Origin of the sequence: Haloferax marinisediminis, from assembly GCF_009674585.1 — an archaeon.
Classification (GTDB): Archaea; Halobacteriota; Halobacteria; order Halobacteriales; family Haloferacaceae; genus Haloferax; species Haloferax marinisediminis.
On the sequence record NZ_WKJP01000001.1, the window covers coordinates 715,358 to 731,845 of the forward strand.

A 16,488-nucleotide genomic window follows, 5' to 3' on the forward strand; every position below is an offset into this window, starting at 1 on the left:
GCAACTCTTGTGTCCTGCTAACGTTTATCACGATTCACGTCGTATCAGTATTTATGGCAATTAGCGACTTCAACACGCCCGAGCTGTGGGTGGCGGGGTTCGTCTTCGTAGCCCTCGCGCTCGCCGCCCAGTACGAGGGCGTGGTCCTCCTCGACTTCCGCACACTCGGCATCGACAAATCGCTCCCCGCTGCCGTGGCAGTGGTGGGGACGATGCTGGCGCTGTGGTGGTTGGATAGCGAATAAAAAAGACTGTTTCTGCTGGGTTACCGATTCAGCGTGTGAATCGCCTGTCCGAGCGCGTTCTCTGCGGCCTCCATGACCGCTTCGGCGAGCGTCGGGTGCGTGTGGATGGTCGACGCGACGTCTTCGAGCGTCGCGCCCATCTCGATTGCGAGGGCGACTTCGGCCACTAACTCGGACGCTTCTGGGCCGACGATTTGCGCGCCGAGGATGAAGCCAGAATCGTCGTCGGCGACGATGCGAACGAAGCCATCGGCGTGGCCCGTGGTGAGCGCGCGACCGGAGGCGGTGAAGGGCATCTGCCCGACGAGCGGCGTAAAGCCCATCTCTTCGGCCTCGTCTTCGGTCATGCCGACGGTGCCGATTTCGGGGTCGGTGAAGACGGCGGCCGGGACGGCCTGACTGTCGAAGGCGACGGGTTCGCCGGCGATGTGTTCGGCGGCGACGATGCCTTCTTTCGAGGCGACGTGCGCGAGCATCGGTGTGTCGGCCACAATGTCTCCCACTGCGTAGATGTGTTCGACGTCGGTGCGGCGGAAGTCGTCGACAGAGAGGAACCCGCGCTCGTCGGCTTCGAGGCCGGCGTTTTCGAGTTCCATCGTGTCGGTGACGGGCGAGCGCCCGACCGCAACCAGGACCTTGTCGGCGCGGTACTCGTTCTCTTCGCCGTCTTCGGTCTCGGTCGTCACCATGATGCCGTCGTCGTCTTCGCGCCAGCCGCTGGCACCCTCGCCGAAGTTCATGTCGATGCCGAGGTCCTCGGCGCGCTTGCGGACGACACGGGCGACGTCAGACTCGTAGCCGGGGAGGATGTCGTCGAGCATCTCGACGACGGTCACTTCGGAGCCGAGTTTGGCGAACGTGGTCGACAGCTCCATGCCGATGTAGCCACCGCCGACCACGACGAGGCGGTCCGGGACGGTGTCTGCGGCGAGGGCGTCACGAGACGACCAGACCTGTTCGTCCGCGAAGTCGAAGCCCGGAATCTGGATGACGCGCGACCCGGTTGCGATGATACAGTGTTCGAACTCGATGGTCTCCGAACCCTGTCCTTCGCCACCGTGGGCGATTCGCACGGCGTTCTCGTCTTTGAAGCGAGCGGTTCCCTCCACGAGGTTGACGCCGTTTGCCTTGCACAGCTTTTCGACGCCGCCGGTGAGTTGGTTCACGACGCCGTCTTTCCAGTCGCGCAGTTGCGACATGTCGACGACGGGGTCGGCGTGGATACCCATCTCTTCGGCGTTGCCCGCCTCGTGGGCGAGGTCGGCGCTCGTGATGAGCGCTTTCGACGGGATACACCCGTAGTTCAGACAGGTGCCGCCGTAGGCGTCTTTCTCGACGAGCGTCGTGTCGAGTCCTTGCTGTGCGGCGCGGATGGCGGCGACGTAGCCACCCGGTCCAGCACCGATGACCAGTACTTCGGTTCCAGTCGCGATATCTCCAACAACCATTATTCGAGCACCAGCAGTTTGGGGTCTTCGAGCAGTTCCTTGATGCGGTTCGTAAAGCGTGCACCCTGTGCGCCGTCGACGATGCGGTGGTCGAAGGATAGAGAGAGTGTAAGGATTTTTCGTGGCACTATGTCACCGTCAACGACACGGGGCTTATCCTTGATTGCGCCGAGCGCAAGGATTGCCACCTCTGGGTAGTTGATGATCGGCGTCGCGTACTCGCCACCGATGCCGCCGATGTTGGTGATGGTGAAGGTGCCACCACGCATCTCGTTGGGCGAAATCTTGCGGGTGCGGGCCTTCTCGACCAGTTCGTTCATCTCGTCAGCAATCTGGAGCATCCCCTTGCGGTCTGCGTCGTGGACGACGGGAACCATGAGACCGGCGTCCGTCGCGGTGGCGACGCCGATATTGTAGTCCTCGCGGAGGACGATTTCTTCGTTCTCCTCGTCGAGTTGCGAGTTGATGTACGGGAAGTCCTTCAGCGCCGCGATGACCGCCTTCATCACGAACGGCATGTAGGTGAGCTTCGTGTCCCGCTCTTCGGCGACGGGCTTGAGTTGCGAGCGCAGTTCGACGAGTTCCGTCACGTCGACTTCGTCGTGGTGGGTGACGTGTGGTGCCGTGTACTTCGAGCGCTGCATCTGGTCGGCGATGGCCTTGCGGACGCCTTTGAACGGGATGCGCTCGCCAGCGACGGGACCAGCCTCAGCCGTCTCGGCCGTGGCGGTTCCTGCTTCGGGTTCGGCGGCGACTGCGTCGGCGTCTGCGGCCTGTGCGGCGCGCTGGGCCTCGGCGTACTCGCTGACGGCGGCGGGCGAGACGAACGCCTCACCGTCACGCATCTCGGTCGCGGGCACGGCGTCGATGTCGACGCCTTTCTCTTTTGCCAGCGCACGGGTCGCGGGTGCAGCGAGCGTCTTGTCTCGGTCGGCGCTCTCGGCAGACGGGGCAGCGCTTTCGTCACGCTTCTCCGTCGCCGACTGGCCGTTGATTTCGATGTTCCGTGGGCCGCTGTCTTCTTCTGCTTCGTCGGCCTCGGCGGCCGCGCGAACGTCGTTTTCGGTCACGCGTCCACTCGGGCCGCTCCCGTCGATGGACCCGAGTTCGACGTCGAGTTCGCGGGCGAGGCGTCGGACACTCGGCGCAGCAAAGACGCGCCCGCCGGTTTCGTCCGACTCCGTGTCTGCTGACTCTGCTTCGGATTCTGCTTCTGCGTCAGGTGCTGCGGCAGTTTCGGTTTCGTCGGCCTCGTCGCCACCGACCTGAATGGTGATGATGACGTTGCCGACGGGAACGACTTCGCCCTCTTCGGCGAACAGTTCGTTCACCGTCCCATTGAACGGCGAGGGAACGTCGACGAGTGCTTTGTCGGTCTCGACTTCTGCGAGTACCTGGTCTTCGGTTACCTCGTCGCCCGGTGCGACGTGCCACGTTACGAGTTCGCCTTCTGCGACGCCTTCACCGACGTCTGGGAGTTTGAATTCCTTGAGTGCCATTGTCAGAAGTTCACCGCTTCACGAATTCCGTCTTCGACGCGGGCGACCGACGGGAGGTAGTAGTCCTCCAGTGCGTACAGTGGGTACGGAACGTCGTAGCCTGCGACGCGCTTTACGGGCGCTTCCTGATAGAGCAGCGCCTCTTCTTGGATGATGGACGTGATTTCGGCGCCGAGGCCACCGGTCTTGGGTGCCTCGTGGACGACGACTGCACGCCCGGTCTTCTTGAACGACTCGACGACTGTGTCACGGTCGAGTGGCGAGATGGTGCGGAGGTCGACGACTTCGGCGTCGATGCCCTCTTCTTCGAGGTTTTCGACTGCTTCGAGCGTCGGGCGGGTCATCGCGCCGTAGGTGAACACCGACACGTCGGTTCCCTCTTTGCGGACGGCGGCTTCGCCGATGGGGACGGTGTAGTCCTCTTCGGGGACCTCACCGCGGAACGCGCGGTAGATGAGTTTGGGTTCGAGGAAGATGACTGGGTCGGGGTCGCGAATCGCGGAGATGAGCAGTCCCTTCGTGTCGTACGGCGTCGAGGGGATGACGACCTTCAGGCCGGCCTCGTGCGCGTAGAACATCTCTTTCGACTCGGAGTGCGATTCGGGGGCGCGGATGCCGCCACCGTAGGGTGCGCGGAGGACCATCGGAAGCGTGTAGCGCCCGCGAGTCCGGGTCCGGAACCGCGACATGTGGCTGATGATTTGGTCGTACGCCGGGTACATGAACCCAGAGAACTGCATCTCGGGAACTGGCTTCAGCCCCATCGCGGCCATGCCAATCGCGGTTCCGACGATGCCGGACTCGGCGAGTGGCGTGTCGATGACGCGGTCGTCACCGAATTCGTCCCAGAGGCCTTCGGTCGCGCGGAAGACGCCGCCGTTCTTGCCGACGTCTTCGCCCATGACCAACACCTCGTCGTCGAGGTTCATTTCGGTGTAGAGACCGTCCCGTACCGCCTGTACGATGGTAAGATTCTGTGCGCTCATTCTCGGAGGAACCCTTCGTCGCCAACCTTCTCACGGAGTGCTTCGAACTCCTCGTACTGTGCTTGAACCTCGGGGGTCCGCTCGGCGTAGGCGTAGTCGAACATCTCGCTGGGTTCCGGACGTGGTTCGGACTCAGCGGCCTCGATGGCGTCGGCAACTCGTTGCTTGATGTCTGCCTCGATTGCCTCGACGGACTCGTCGTCGAGTCGGCCCGTCTCGCGGAGGAACGTCTCCAGTCGCGGGATGGGGTCTTTTGCCTTCCACTTCTCGACTTCGTCGTCGTCGCGGTAGACGGTTGGGTCGTCGGCGGTGGTGTGTGCACCGAAGCGGTACTGGACCGCCTCGATGAGGGTGGGACGCCCTTCGCCCTCTGCGGGGTTCTTGGCTTTCTCCAGTGCGGCCTTGGTTACAGAGTAGACAGCAAGCGGGTCCATGCCGTCGACCTGCACGCCGTCGATGCCGTAGGCGGTGGCCTTCTGTGCGATGGTCTCGGAGGCCGTCTGTCGTTCGCGGGGGACGGAAATCGCCCACTGGTTGTTGTTACAGAAGAAGACGTTGGGGGTGTCGAAGACGCCCGCGAAGTTCAGCCCTTCGTGGAAGTCGCCTTCGGACGTCGCCCCGTCGCCGAAGTAACAGATAACTGCCTTGTTCTCCTCACCGCGGAGTTTGAACGACCATCCAGCACCCGTCGCGTGGGGGATTTGCGACGCGATGGGGACGGCCGGCGGGAAGAGATTCACACCCTCCGGCATCTGGTTACCTTTCTCGTGGCCCATCCAGTACAGAAGCGTCTGTTTGAGCGGAAGCCCCCGGAGTAACGCCGCACCGTGCTCGCGGTAACTGGGGACCATCCAGTCGTCTTCGTCGAGCGCGATGGCGCTGCCAATCTGTGCGCCTTCCTGTCCCGACAGCGGTGGATAGGTTCCCATCCGACCCTGTCGCTGCAGGCTCACTGCCCGAGTGTCGAAGTGTCGGGCAAGGCGCATGTTGCGATACATGTCGACCAGTGTCTCGTCGTCGATGTCGGGGACTTCACCGACGACAGTCCCGTTCTCATCGAGCACTCGTACCTGGTCCTGTGGGTCACGCTGAAGCACGCTCACTGGAGAACCCTCCTGTTCATGGCAAAATCGACACCCGCTGGCGTTATATTGTTTTCGTATATAATTTACTTTGGTTCGGAATATTGCGCTGCTGGCCGTGCTATGTAAACTCACACAGGACAAAATTGGACATTTTGACTTCTAAACGATTCTTCCTGATGGTCATTAGTGAGAACCCACATCTCACCGAGAAATAATCAGAAATATCGACAACGTTTCAGAACGCGACGGGAGAAATCGGGGCACAATCTGACAGCGGTGTATCACCACTGTCGGTTCGGCCAGACGAGTGGCTCGCGCGTTACTGACCAGCGGCCGCGCGTGCTGCCTGCCGCGCTTCTTCGACGCTCGACCCCTCGCGGAGGAGTGCGTCGACGAAGAGTTCGCCCGCTTTGTACGACGACCGGACCATCGGACCGGAGGCGCAGTAGAGGAAGTCGAGTTCCTCTTCGGCGACCTGTCGCCACGTGTCGAACACGTCGGGGTGGACGTACTCGAACACGTCGAGGTGGGTCCGCGACGGTTGGAGGTACTGGCCGAACGTCACGATATCCACGTCGGCCTCGCGGAGGTCCGATAGTGTCTGGTAGACTTCGTGGGCGTGTTCGCCGAGGCCCAGCATGATGGACGTCTTCGTGTGGATGTCCGATTCGTCTGTGACCTGCTGGAGGACCGACAGCGACTGCTCGTAGCCTGCTCGTCGGTCACGAATCGGCCACTGGAGGCGTTCGACCGTCTCGATGTTGTGGGCGATGACGTCCGGACCGGCGTCGATTATCTTCCGGACGAGTTCGGGTTCGCCCTGGAAGTCGGGAATCAGCACTTCGACGAGGACGCCGGGGTCACGGCGTTTGATTTCTCGAATCGTCTCCGCGAAGTGCCCGGCACCTTGGTCGGGTAAGTCGTCACGGTCCACGGAGGTCAACACTACGTAGTCGAGGCCGATTTCGGCGACGGCGTCGGCGACGTTCGCAGGTTCCTCGGGGTCGAGTGGCTCCATCCCGCCGGTCATGACGTCACAGAAGTTGCACCCTCGCGAGCACCGGTCGCCCATGAGCATGAACGTGGCCGTCCCGGGCCCGTCTCGACCGCTCCAACACTCTCCGAGGTTCGGACAGTTGGCTTCCTCACAAACCGTGTTGAGGTTTCGGTCTCGGAGTGTGGCTTTGATGTCGGTGAAGCGCCGGCCCGATGGCGGTCGCATCTTCAACCAGTCTGGCTTCCGCCGCGTGCGCATGGTCAGTTCTTACGAGGCGACAGGCAAAAACATGAGGATTACCACGGTGTCGGTTATTCTATTGACACAATATCCAGTGCCAGTATGGCCAAACCCACAGACGTGAGGGCACTGTCCTGTGCTACCACACTAGCTAAAGAAGAGGACAAACATACACAACTTTCACGAAAAAGAAAACGTTCGCTTCGAATTCATCACGACTTTCCATCATTGTGGATGTAAAACCGTGCTAGATATATCATAGAACTGAAAAACTTATATCCGAGTAAAGATTTTCGTACAGTGTATGAACTGGAAACACCGCCGAAACCTGTCGAAGGCTGAATCGAAGAAGCGCGAAGCCACCGCGGGAACGAACTGGTCGTTCATCGCTGTCCTCGCCGGCGCGGCGTAAGACAGGAGACGGCCGGTATCGCGCCCTGAATGGTCCCCTGAACACGTTTTTTGTACTCTCGTTCGCCGAGCGTCCTCACCGAATGGAGAAACGCCTTTCCCCACGGACGACTCGGCTACCAGTATGACCCTCGTCTTCGTCTCGCTTCCGGCCTCTGTCTACACACGGAGGTGCGCCCTGTGAAAGTCGCCGAGGCGGTTCCCGAATTCGCCGACGCGTTCGGGTTCGAGGAGTTCAACCGAATGCAACGGGAGGCCCTTCCGGGCATCCTCGACACCGACCACAACGTGGTCGCGTCCGCGCCCACTGCCAGCGGAAAGACGGCGCTCGCGGAACTCGCGATCTGCAAGACGCTCCGCGACGACGGGACCGCACTGTTCATCGCCCCGCTTCGCGCCCTGACAACCGAAAAAGAGACCGAGTGGGAACGGTTCGAAGACCTCGGCTACTCCGTCTACGTCGTGACCGGTGAACGCGAGTTGAACCCCCGACGCGCCGCACGCGCGGACATCCTCGTGATGACGCCGGAGAAGACCGACTCCGCCACGCGTAAACACGACTCCGCGCGCTACTCGTTCATCGAGAACGTCGACTGCGTCGTCATCGACGAAGTCCACCTGCTCGACTCTGAAACCCGTGGCGGCGTCCTCGAAGTCACCGTCTCGCGGATGCGTCGCATCTGCGACCCGCGTATCGTGGCGCTCTCGGCGACGATGCCGAACATCGACGACGTGGCGGCGTGGCTGGACGCCCCCCGCGAGACGACGTTCGAGTTCGGCGACGACTACCGCCCCGTCGACTTGCACGCGGGCGTGAAGACGTACACGCACGGCGAGAACTCGTTCGCGGACAAGTACCGCCGCCTCTACCGGGCGTTCGACCTCGCAGAACCTCACATCCGCGACGGTGGGCAGTCGCTCGTCTTCGTCTCCTCGCGGCAGGACGCGGTCCGTGCCGCCGAGAAAGCGCGCGACGAACTCGCCAAACGAGACGTGCCAATCGGCGCTCGCGGCGACTACGACTTCCACAACGAGGCGAAAGAACTGAGCAACGACTCGCTTCGAAAGGGCGTCTTGGACGGCGTCGGATTCCACCACGCTGGCCTCGCCCGCGACGACCGCGAGGCGGTCGAAGAGTGGTTCAAAGAAGGGAAGATTCAGCTCCTGTTTTCGACGTCGACGCTGGCGTGGGGCGTGAACCTCCCTGCGCGCTGTGTCGTCATCCGCGACACGAAACACCACGACCCACTCGAAGGCGAAGTCGACATCTCGCCGCTCGACATCCTCCAGATGCTCGGGCGCGCCGGCCGACCCGGATACGACGACGTTGGATACGGGTGGGTCGTCTGCGACCACGCAGACCAGAACAAGTACCGCCGCCTCCTCCGCGAAGGCAAGGAAATCGAGTCACGGCTCGCCGAGGACCTCGATGCACACCTCAACGCCGAAATCGCGATGGGAACGATTCGGGACTTAGACGACGTGATGTCGTGGCTGGAGACGACGTTCTACTACCGACGGGCGCAGTCGGACCCGAGCGCGTACGACTTCGAAGACCTGCGCTCTCGCGTCCGCGACGTCCTCGACCGACTGGTCTCTCGCGGGTTCGTCGAGATGGACGACGACCTCTCTATCGACGCGACACCGCTCGGTCGTCTCACCTCCAAGTACTACCTCCGCCTCGGGACCGCGACGCGGTTCGCCACGCTCGCCAACCGCGACCGAATCACGGCCGATGGCATCCTCGAAGCGGTCGCCGGCGCGGCCGACTTCCGACAGGTCTCGTCTCGACAGTCCGAAGTCGACGCCGTCAACTCGGTGCTCGCAGGCGTCTCGACCGAACTCGAAGACGGCCCGCGAAAGGTGCTGGCGATTCTCCACGCGAGCATGGCGAACTCGACGCCGAGCGAACTCCGCAGCGACGCGTGGGTCATCCGCCAGAACGCGCTTCGTCTCCTCTCGGCGCTCCGTGAATTCTTGGATACCTTCGCGGACGCCCGCGCGGCGAACCTCGCTCGCCGGGTCGAAGCACGCGTAGACCACGGCGTCAGCGGCGATGCCGCGGCACTCACTGCGGTCGATGGTATCGGCCCCGGCCGCGCTCGCACACTCGCAACCGGAGGCCTCTCTTCGCCCGCCGACGTGGTCGACGCTGGCGTGAAAGAACTCACTCGCGCGGGACTCTCGCAGGGCGTGGCCGAACGCGTCGTCGAGAGCGCCAAGAACCATCCCGCACCCGAAATCGAGTGGGGCGCGTTCCCCGAGACGGTCGCCCGCGGCGAGAGCGACATGCACGATATCCGTGTGACCAACGCCGCCGGTGGCGGGTCAGTCGGTATCCGCGTCACCGTCAACGGCGTGGAGATGTCGGCAAAAGAGTGCTACCTCACGGACGAGGTGGTCGTCCCCGTCGGTGTCTTCGGCGCGACGGACGACGAACTGGCGTTCACCGTCGAAGTGACGTTCCCCGACTTACCGTTGCTCCCGATTCGGGAGACGCGGACGGTTCGGGTGGAGTAGTCGCGCTTCGTTTTCGTCGCGCACGCTGCAAGCGATTCTGTCTCAACCGAGCAACGCGGTCCGAAGTTCTTCGGGCCCGTCGACGATTTCGTCCGCCTGCGAGAGGTCTAACGCGGCGTTGTGGTCCGCGCGGTACGCGATTGTGTGCGCACCCGAGCGGGCGGCCGACTCGATGCCGTTGACCGAGTCTTCGACGACGACGCAGTCTTCGGGGGTGACGCCGAGTCGCTCGGCGGCCTCCTCGTAGATGTGGGGTTCGGGTTTGCCCGGGTCGTCGATGTCGTCTGCCGAGAGGACCAAGTCGAGTGGGTCGAGGTCGAACCGTTCGCGGACGACCGAAATCCAATCTTGTGGGGCCGACGAGACGATGGCGACTTTCTTGCCCGCGGCGCGGAGGTCTGCGAAGAGTTCTTCTGCGCCGTCCATCAAGACGACTTTCTCGCCGTAGACGTCCACGCTGTTCTCTTGGTACGCCGCGACGAACTCCGCTTTCGTGACGGTCGTTCCGTAGGCCTCGTCGAGGTAGTCGTATATCTCGCGGAAGTTCATTCCCGTAATCTCTTCGTGTGCGGGGTCGCCCGACTCGATGGCATCCGCGAAGACCCAGTCGTCTTCGAAGGCGTGCCAGTACTGCTCGGAATCGACTAACACTCCATCCATGTCGAACAGCACGACGTTCGCATCCATGCTTCGACCTGTGCCGCGGCGGACAAATGCCTTCGTGCCGCGGCATCGCTCGTCGCGGACGCGATGGCCCTTCAACCTTCGGACGAAGGTTCAAATCCGAATCCGGGGCCACCTCGGCGCATGGAATCAATCCGCGTCTTCGCCGGTGACTGCACTATCCGATTCGAGGGGTCTCGTGACCGCGTCCAACGTGGTCGGGTTGTCGTCGTCGCCAAACCTGACCGAACCGTCCTCGTCCACGACATCTCGGGATACCAACCCGTGGCGTGGTTGACTCGCGCCGACTCCTTGACCGTCGAGTCCGGCCCGGCATCGTTCAGCCTCGTCGCCCGCGCTGGCGACCAGGTCCTCACCGTCGACTCACACGACTCTGCTCGTCGTTCTGAGTACCCCGCGAGCGAGGCGGGCGTCCCGGTCGGAAGCCACCCCGACACCGGCGAACCGCTCGTCCGAACGAGTGGCACTGTCGTCGGTCTCGACTCGGGCGTGGAGTTCCCGCTGCCTGCAGGTGCGACGGTCCTCGATTCGACGTGTGACGACTGTGGCCTGCCACTGATGCGAGTCGAACGCGGGGCCACGTTCGAGGTCTGTATCGACCGCCAGTGCGACCCGCTGGACGACCACGTGAAAGACCGATTCGACGGCGAGTGGACCTGTCCGGACTGCGGGTCACCGCTCCGCATCATCCGTCGGGGCGGTCGCTTGCTCGCCGGATGCGACGCCTATCCCACGTGTGAGACGGCCTTTTCGGTCCCCACGGGTGTCGTCGTCGACGACTGCGACTGTGGCCTGCCGATATTCGAGACGGGTCGTGGCCGGCGGTGTCTCGACTCGACGTGTGAGTTCGCATGACTCGGAACAGCCGACATCGGCCGTGGCCTCGCCGGTGGCGACAGGGTCGACCCGCCGGGTTCGCCGTCGGCATCGCAGACCCTTTGTCGTCGCCCCACCCCGATGCGAGTATGCAAGGACGCCTCGAAGACGGTGTCGTCCATCTCCCGGGCGACGCCCGACAGCGGTTCCACGACTCACGTGGCTATGGGAGGCCGACCGGTGGGAACGACCTCGACGTCGCGCCCGTCGAGGCCGCACATCTCCTCTCGCGCGGCGATATCGACAGCGTCGACGGCATGGGCCTGCGCGAACTCCTCGCGCGGACCGGCACGACGCTCGACTTCGTCGTCTACAAAGACCTGCGCGACCGGGGATTCTACCTCTCGCCTGCGCGCGAAGCGTGGCCCGGTGTGGACGACCCAGAAGGCGCGGATTTCCTCGTCTACCCGCGTGGAAAGGGTCCGTGGGACGGTGAGGTCGAGTATCGAATCCGCGTCGTCGGTGAGCGCCAGTCGATTCCTGTCTCGTCGCTCGGTGAGACCGTTCTCGCCATCGTCGACGAAGACGGCGACCTGACGTACTTCGACACCGAGGGGTACGACCCCGAGGGGACGGCCGTCGAGGACCTTCCGTCCGGCCTCGACGCTGAACTGCTTTCGGACCGCGCGCTCCTGTGGGACGGCGTCGACCAGCTCTACCAGCAGGGCTTCTACGGCCAGCGACTCTACGGTCGCAACGCCGACAGTGGACCGCTCCAACTGTCGCTTCTCGAAGCGGCGTATCTCGCCCGACGTGACGTCCTCGACATCGCCGAATCCGACGTAGTCTCGCGCGGCCACGACGTCGAAGGCGACCGATTCGACCGCCGACTCGCGGTCTACACCGCACTTCGAGAGATGAAGACGGTCCCCAAGAGCGGGTTCAAGTTTGGGTCCGACTTCCGGGTCTACACCGACTTCGAGACGGTCTCGAACCTCTCGCACTCCGAGTTCCTCGTGCGCGTGGTCACACCCGACCACACGTTCGTCCCGCGTGACCTCTCACTGGACGTTCGCCTCGCCGGCGGTGTCCGCAAGCGAATGGTTTTTGCGCTGACCGACGCCAACGGACAGATAGACTGGCTTTCGGTCAGTCGGCTTACGCCATGACAGACGACGAACCCGCGGAGCGAATCCGCACCGATGGAGGCACAGCAGAGGGGAAAGACGAAGTCGCCCTCGACCCGTGGGGCTCGTCGACCATCGCCGACTACCGGAAGTTGTTCGAGGAGTTCGGCATCGAGGAGTTCGACGAAATCCTCGACGAGGTGCCGAACCCGCACTACCTGATGCGCCGCGGCGTCATCTTCGGCCACCGCGACTACCGTCCAGTCCTCGAAGCGATGCGTGACGGCGACGACTTCGCTGTCCTCTCGGGATTCATGCCGACGGGCGACCCGCACATCGGCCACAAACTCGTCTTCGACGAGATAATCTGGCATCAACAGCAGGGTGGCGACGCGTACGGCCTCATCGCCGACATGGAGGCACACTCTGCCCGCGGCATCTCGTGGGACGAAATCAACGAGCACAGTCGTGACTACCTGCTGTCGCTCATCGCACTCGGATTCGACACCGAGGAAGGTGAACTCTACCGACAGTCGGACAACGACCGTCTCCAGCGACTCGCGTTCGAACTTGGCGGGAAGGCCAACTACTCCGAGTTCGAGGGCATCTACGGCTTCGACGGCGAGACGAACATCTCCCACATGCAGTCGGTCGTCACGCAGATGGCCGACATCCTCTACCCGCAGTTGGACGACCCGAAACCGACGGTCATCCCCGTCGGTCCCGACCAGGACCCCCACGTCCGCTTCGCTCGTGACCTCGCCACGCGGATGCGCTTCTTCAAGGTGACAGAAGCGTTCGCGTCGTTCGAACTCGACGACACCGAGCGCCCGGTCGTGGCCGCGGCCTACGACGCCCGCGAGGAGTACGCCGATGAACCCGACATCCCGAGGTGTGGTGAAGCAGCCGAGTGGTTGGCCGACGCGAACCTCGACGCCGCCGGCATCCTCGTCGAGGAGTCCGTCCGCGACTCCGCGGTCGAGAAACTCGAAAACGCCGGGATGGAACCGCTCCGTCCCCGAATCCGCTTCTTCGCCCGACAGGCGACAGACGAGGCGTTCGAGGCACTCATCGAGGAAATCGACGGCGAGAAACGCCGATACGACCAGCACATCGACGCCTTCGACATCGACGTCGAGGAAGCAGAAGACCTCGCCCGCGAGGTCGAAGCCCACCACGGCGGCTACGGGTTCATTCCGCCGTCGTCCATCTACCACCGCTTCATGACCGGTCTCACGGGCGGCAAGATGTCGTCGTCCATCCCTGCGAGTCACATCTCGCTCCTCGACGACCCCGAAGACGGCTACAACAAGGTCAAATCCGCCACGACTGGCGGCCGCGACACCGCCGAAGAACAGCGCCGTCTCGGTGGCGAGGCCGACAAGTGTCCCGTCTACGAACTCTATGCGTACCTCCTCACTGGCGACGACGACGAACTCGCCAAAGAGGTGTACGACGAGTGTATCGGCGGCGAGCGACTCTGCGGAGGGTGCAAAGAACAGGCCGCGACGATGATGCGCGAGTTCCTCGAAGACCACCAGGAAAAGCGCGAAGAAGCCGAAGCAGTCCTCGACTCGCTCGACATCGATTTGGAGACTGAGCGACGGGGAGTGGCCGCCGAACACTAACTCGGTTCGCTACAACCCGACATCTTCGCCGATACCTCTCGCTCGCGCCTTTTCGTAGAGATATTCGGCAGTCGCCGCGTCCAGAACCGCCGAGCCAACGCTCTCGACGACGAGTATCTCGTCGTCCGCTTCCCGGCCGACGACGCCCTCGAACACCTCGGAGAGGGGGACGAGGTCGGACTCCGCGAGACCCGCTGCGCGAATGTCACCGATGTCGGCGACTTCCTCGGGTACGTCGGCGAACACCCGTGCTGCTCGGTCGAAGGTCGTCGGGTCGAGTTCCTGCATCTCCGCGGTGTAGGCCCCGACGGCGACGACGAGCGTTCCCGGTTCGAGCCACTCGCCGTCGAAGACTGGTTCCGTGCTAGTCGTCGTGGTGACGACGACGGTTGCATCGGAGACGGCCTCTTCGGGTGAATCGACTGCTTCTGCGGGGAGTCCCGCTTCGCGGAGGTCTGCTGCACACGCCTCGCGGGAGTCGCTCGGCGAGTAGATGTGAACCGATTCGACGTCTGACCCGGCAGCGATGGCACGAGTCTGCCAGCGTGCTTGTGTCCCTGCCCCGAGGACGCCGAGCCGAATTGGGTCGTACGCGAGGTACTCTACGGCCAATCCGCCGATACACCCCGTGCGAGCGCTCGTGATGGTCGTCCCATCGAGGAATGCGAGCGGCAGTCCCGTCGTCGCGTCGGTCAACACGACCTGTGCGTTCACCGTCGGAAGTCCCTGTTCGGCGTTGTGTTCGTGGACGGCAGCGAGTTTCGTCGCATACACTTCTCGGCCGTGAATGTACGCCGGCATCGTCAGTGCAGTCCCGAGTGGGGCCTGCTGCTCGGCGTCGGCTGGCTGTGGCACTGTTCCCCCGATCCCGTTTCTGGTCACGTCGACGTCGATTCCGACCGGAAAGTGTGGCCTCGGCGGTCGCTCTACTTCACCGCGGCCCTGTTTCACGAACGCTTCTTCGACGACGGGGAAGAGTTCTGAGAGTGAGAGAAGTTCGCGGACGGCGTCAGCAGAGAGGATGCGAACCATACCCCGACTACTCACGTCGGTGAGATGAACTTATTGGGTATCGTTAGTGTGTCACAGACACACTCATAACACTGGGAAAAATCAGAGACGACTATGCACGTCCTCATCGTCGGCGGCGGCGTCGTCGGACTCGCCTGCGCCCACGCGCTCGCCGACCGTGGCGCCGAAGTCACCGTCTGTGAGGCGGGGACACTCGGCGGCGGAAGTTCAGGCCGCGCGGCGGGCGGTATCCGCACACAGTTTTCGACGCGCGTGAACGTCGAACTCTCGCTTTCGAGTATTCCCGTCTGGGAGTCGTTCGACGACGAGTTCGGCGTCGATATCGACTATCGACGACCGGGCTATCTCTTCTTGGCCCGGACCGAGGAGACGGCCGCGGCCTTCCGCAAAAACGTCGAGATGCAGACCGATGCTGGCGCGCCGAGTCGGCTCCTCGACCCAGACGAGGCACGCGAGTACGTCCCCGAACTTCGCACAGAACAGTTCGTCGCCGCCACCTACTCACCCGCCGACGGAATCGCGGACCCACACTCTGCCGTTCAGGGGTACGTAGAGGCAGTCCGAAGCATGGGCGGTGACATCCGGAGCAACACGCCAGTGACCGGCCTCTCACGCGAGGGCGAGGATAGTGACAGCGACGGCGAGGGGTGGCGCGTCGAGACGCCTGACGAGACCATCGAGGTAGACGCCGTGGTGTGTGCGGCGGGTGCCTGGACGAAGCGGGTCGCTGCACTCGCGGATATCGACCTACCAATCGCACCTCGTCGGCGGCAAATCGCCGTCGTCGAACCCGACGGCGACCTCCCCGAAGATGCACCGCTGACTATCGACCTCGACACAGGGTCGTACTTCCGGCCAGAACGTGACGACACTGCCATCGTCGGCGGCCACTTCGCCGAGGAAGATCCGGACGTCGACCCCGACCGGTTCGACGAGTCGATGGACATCGAATGGGCGGTCGAAGCGACCGAACGGGCCAACGACTGTGCCGCGTACTTCGGCCCGGAGACGAAGATTCGGAACGGGTGGGCCGGGTTGTACGCCGTGACCCCCGACCACCACGCAATTTTGGACGAAGTCGCGCCGGGGTTCGTCGTCGCGGCCGGCTTCTCTGGACACGGGTTCCAGCACGCACCGGCGACGGGTGAAGCAGTTGCGGACCGCTGTCTCGGCGAGAACGAGTGCGAGGTGGACGTCTCTGCCCTCTCAGCCGCCCGGTTCGAGTCTGGCGAGACGCTCACAGAACAGAACGTGGCGTGACGGTCGTGGTGTGACAGTCGTGGTGTGAAGATTGGTGACGTGACGGCTGTGACGTGGTGGCCGTGACGTGGAGGCAGTCTCGTGAAGCGAGTCGGTAGCCGTTACGCGCTCATGTTGACCACGGCCCGAAGCTCCCCGAGTACACGAGTCGGGTCGGCAACGTCGCGCGACGCGAGTACCTGATAGCTGCCGCTCTGCTCGACGATTCGGTAGGTGACCTCGCCGTCGTCGAACTCGTACGGCGGTTTCGACTGGACGAGGATGGCGTCTACGTCGTCTCTGTCGTCCGGTCGGTTCGGTGGTTTGACGATGAGTGACGCCTCTTCACCGAGTCGAATCGCCTCCAGCATCGTGGCCAAGTCTCGCATTCGTCTTCGTCGCTCGTGTGTCGGCCGGTGATAAGAAAGTATCTCTGTTCCGACTGGTGGGGACGTTTCGAGTGGTGGTCGCGGCGAGATGGCGGCATTCAGGCGAACGTGTCACGCTCTCTCACGATTCCGGAACCGTTTT

The 16,488-nt window shown here is 63.2% G+C and carries 14 protein-coding genes; 6 read left to right on the forward strand and 8 right to left on the reverse strand.

Annotation, left to right across the window (positions count from 1 at the left end; translation table 11 throughout):
- Positions 1–53 precede the first annotated feature (53 nt).
- On the forward strand, positions 54–245 hold the full coding sequence (locus GJR98_RS03735) for a hypothetical protein (RefSeq protein WP_151135601.1): 192 nt from the start codon (positions 54–56) through the stop codon (positions 243–245).
- A 20-nt stretch (positions 246–265) separates the two neighbouring features.
- Here GJR98_RS03735 and lpdA read toward each other — a convergent pair whose 3' ends face one another.
- From lpdA to lipA, 5 genes are all read right to left on the reverse strand, one after another.
- Positions 266–1,693, reverse strand: a complete 1,428-nt coding sequence (lpdA, locus tag GJR98_RS03740) for a dihydrolipoyl dehydrogenase (RefSeq protein ID WP_151135603.1) — start codon at positions 1,691–1,693, stop codon at positions 266–268.
- Entirely contained in the window at positions 1,693–3,192 is a 1,500-nt protein-coding gene (locus tag GJR98_RS03745) for a 2-oxo acid dehydrogenase subunit E2 (protein ID WP_151135605.1), read from the reverse strand. The genes lpdA and GJR98_RS03745 overlap by 1 nt, the downstream gene beginning before the upstream one ends.
- Before the next feature lie 2 nt (positions 3,193–3,194).
- Positions 3,195–4,178, reverse strand: a complete 984-nt coding sequence (locus GJR98_RS03750) for an alpha-ketoacid dehydrogenase subunit beta (RefSeq protein WP_151135607.1) — start codon at positions 4,176–4,178, stop codon at positions 3,195–3,197.
- Complete coding sequence (gene pdhA, locus GJR98_RS03755; protein ID WP_151135609.1) at positions 4,175–5,281, reverse strand: pyruvate dehydrogenase (acetyl-transferring) E1 component subunit alpha; 1,107 nt, start codon at positions 5,279–5,281, stop codon at positions 4,175–4,177. The genes GJR98_RS03750 and pdhA overlap by 4 nt, the downstream gene beginning before the upstream one ends.
- Before the next feature lie 301 nt (positions 5,282–5,582).
- Positions 5,583–6,518, reverse strand: a complete 936-nt coding sequence (lipA, locus tag GJR98_RS03760) for a lipoyl synthase (RefSeq protein WP_151135611.1) — start codon at positions 6,516–6,518, stop codon at positions 5,583–5,585.
- Positions 6,519–7,091: 573 nt separating this feature from the next.
- Here lipA and GJR98_RS03765 point away from each other — a divergent pair.
- Entirely contained in the window at positions 7,092–9,431 is a 2,340-nt protein-coding gene (locus GJR98_RS03765) for a DEAD/DEAH box helicase (RefSeq protein ID WP_151135613.1), read from the forward strand.
- A gap of 42 nt (positions 9,432–9,473) precedes the next feature.
- Here GJR98_RS03765 and GJR98_RS03770 read toward each other — a convergent pair whose 3' ends face one another.
- Positions 9,474–10,118, reverse strand: coding sequence for an HAD family hydrolase (locus GJR98_RS03770; protein WP_151135615.1), 645 nt, complete (start codon positions 10,116–10,118; stop codon positions 9,474–9,476).
- A 120-nt stretch (positions 10,119–10,238) separates the two neighbouring features.
- Between GJR98_RS03770 and GJR98_RS03775 the strand changes: the two genes are divergently transcribed.
- From GJR98_RS03775 to GJR98_RS03785, 3 genes are all read left to right on the forward strand, one after another.
- A complete protein-coding gene (locus GJR98_RS03775; protein WP_151135617.1) occupies positions 10,239–10,970 on the forward strand; it encodes an Sjogren's syndrome/scleroderma autoantigen 1 family protein in 732 nt (243 codons plus the stop codon).
- Positions 10,971–11,080: 110 nt separating this feature from the next.
- Entirely contained in the window at positions 11,081–12,100 is a 1,020-nt protein-coding gene (gene endA / locus GJR98_RS03780; RefSeq protein WP_151135619.1) for a tRNA-intron lyase, read from the forward strand.
- Positions 12,097–13,686 carry a tryptophan--tRNA ligase gene (locus GJR98_RS03785; protein WP_151135621.1) on the forward strand — a complete coding sequence of 530 codons (1,590 nt, stop codon included), beginning with the start codon at positions 12,097–12,099 and terminating at the stop codon, positions 13,684–13,686. Before endA ends, GJR98_RS03785 begins: the two co-directional genes overlap by 4 nt.
- 9 nt (positions 13,687–13,695) lie before the next feature.
- Here the strand turns inward: GJR98_RS03785 and GJR98_RS03790 are convergent, their stop codons facing one another.
- Positions 13,696–14,718, reverse strand: coding sequence for an ornithine cyclodeaminase family protein (locus GJR98_RS03790; RefSeq protein WP_151135623.1), 1,023 nt, complete (start codon positions 14,716–14,718; stop codon positions 13,696–13,698).
- A 93-nt stretch (positions 14,719–14,811) separates the two neighbouring features.
- Here GJR98_RS03790 and GJR98_RS03795 point away from each other — a divergent pair, with 93 nt between their 5' ends.
- Entirely contained in the window at positions 14,812–15,978 is a 1,167-nt protein-coding gene (locus tag GJR98_RS03795) for an NAD(P)/FAD-dependent oxidoreductase (protein WP_151135625.1), read from the forward strand.
- Positions 15,979–16,079: 101 nt separating this feature from the next.
- Here GJR98_RS03795 and GJR98_RS03800 read toward each other — a convergent pair whose 3' ends face one another.
- Positions 16,080–16,346: a hypothetical protein gene (locus GJR98_RS03800; RefSeq protein ID WP_151135627.1), complete on the reverse strand. Its 267-nt coding sequence runs from the start codon at positions 16,344–16,346 to the stop codon at positions 16,080–16,082.
- Positions 16,347–16,488: the final 142 nt, after the last annotated feature.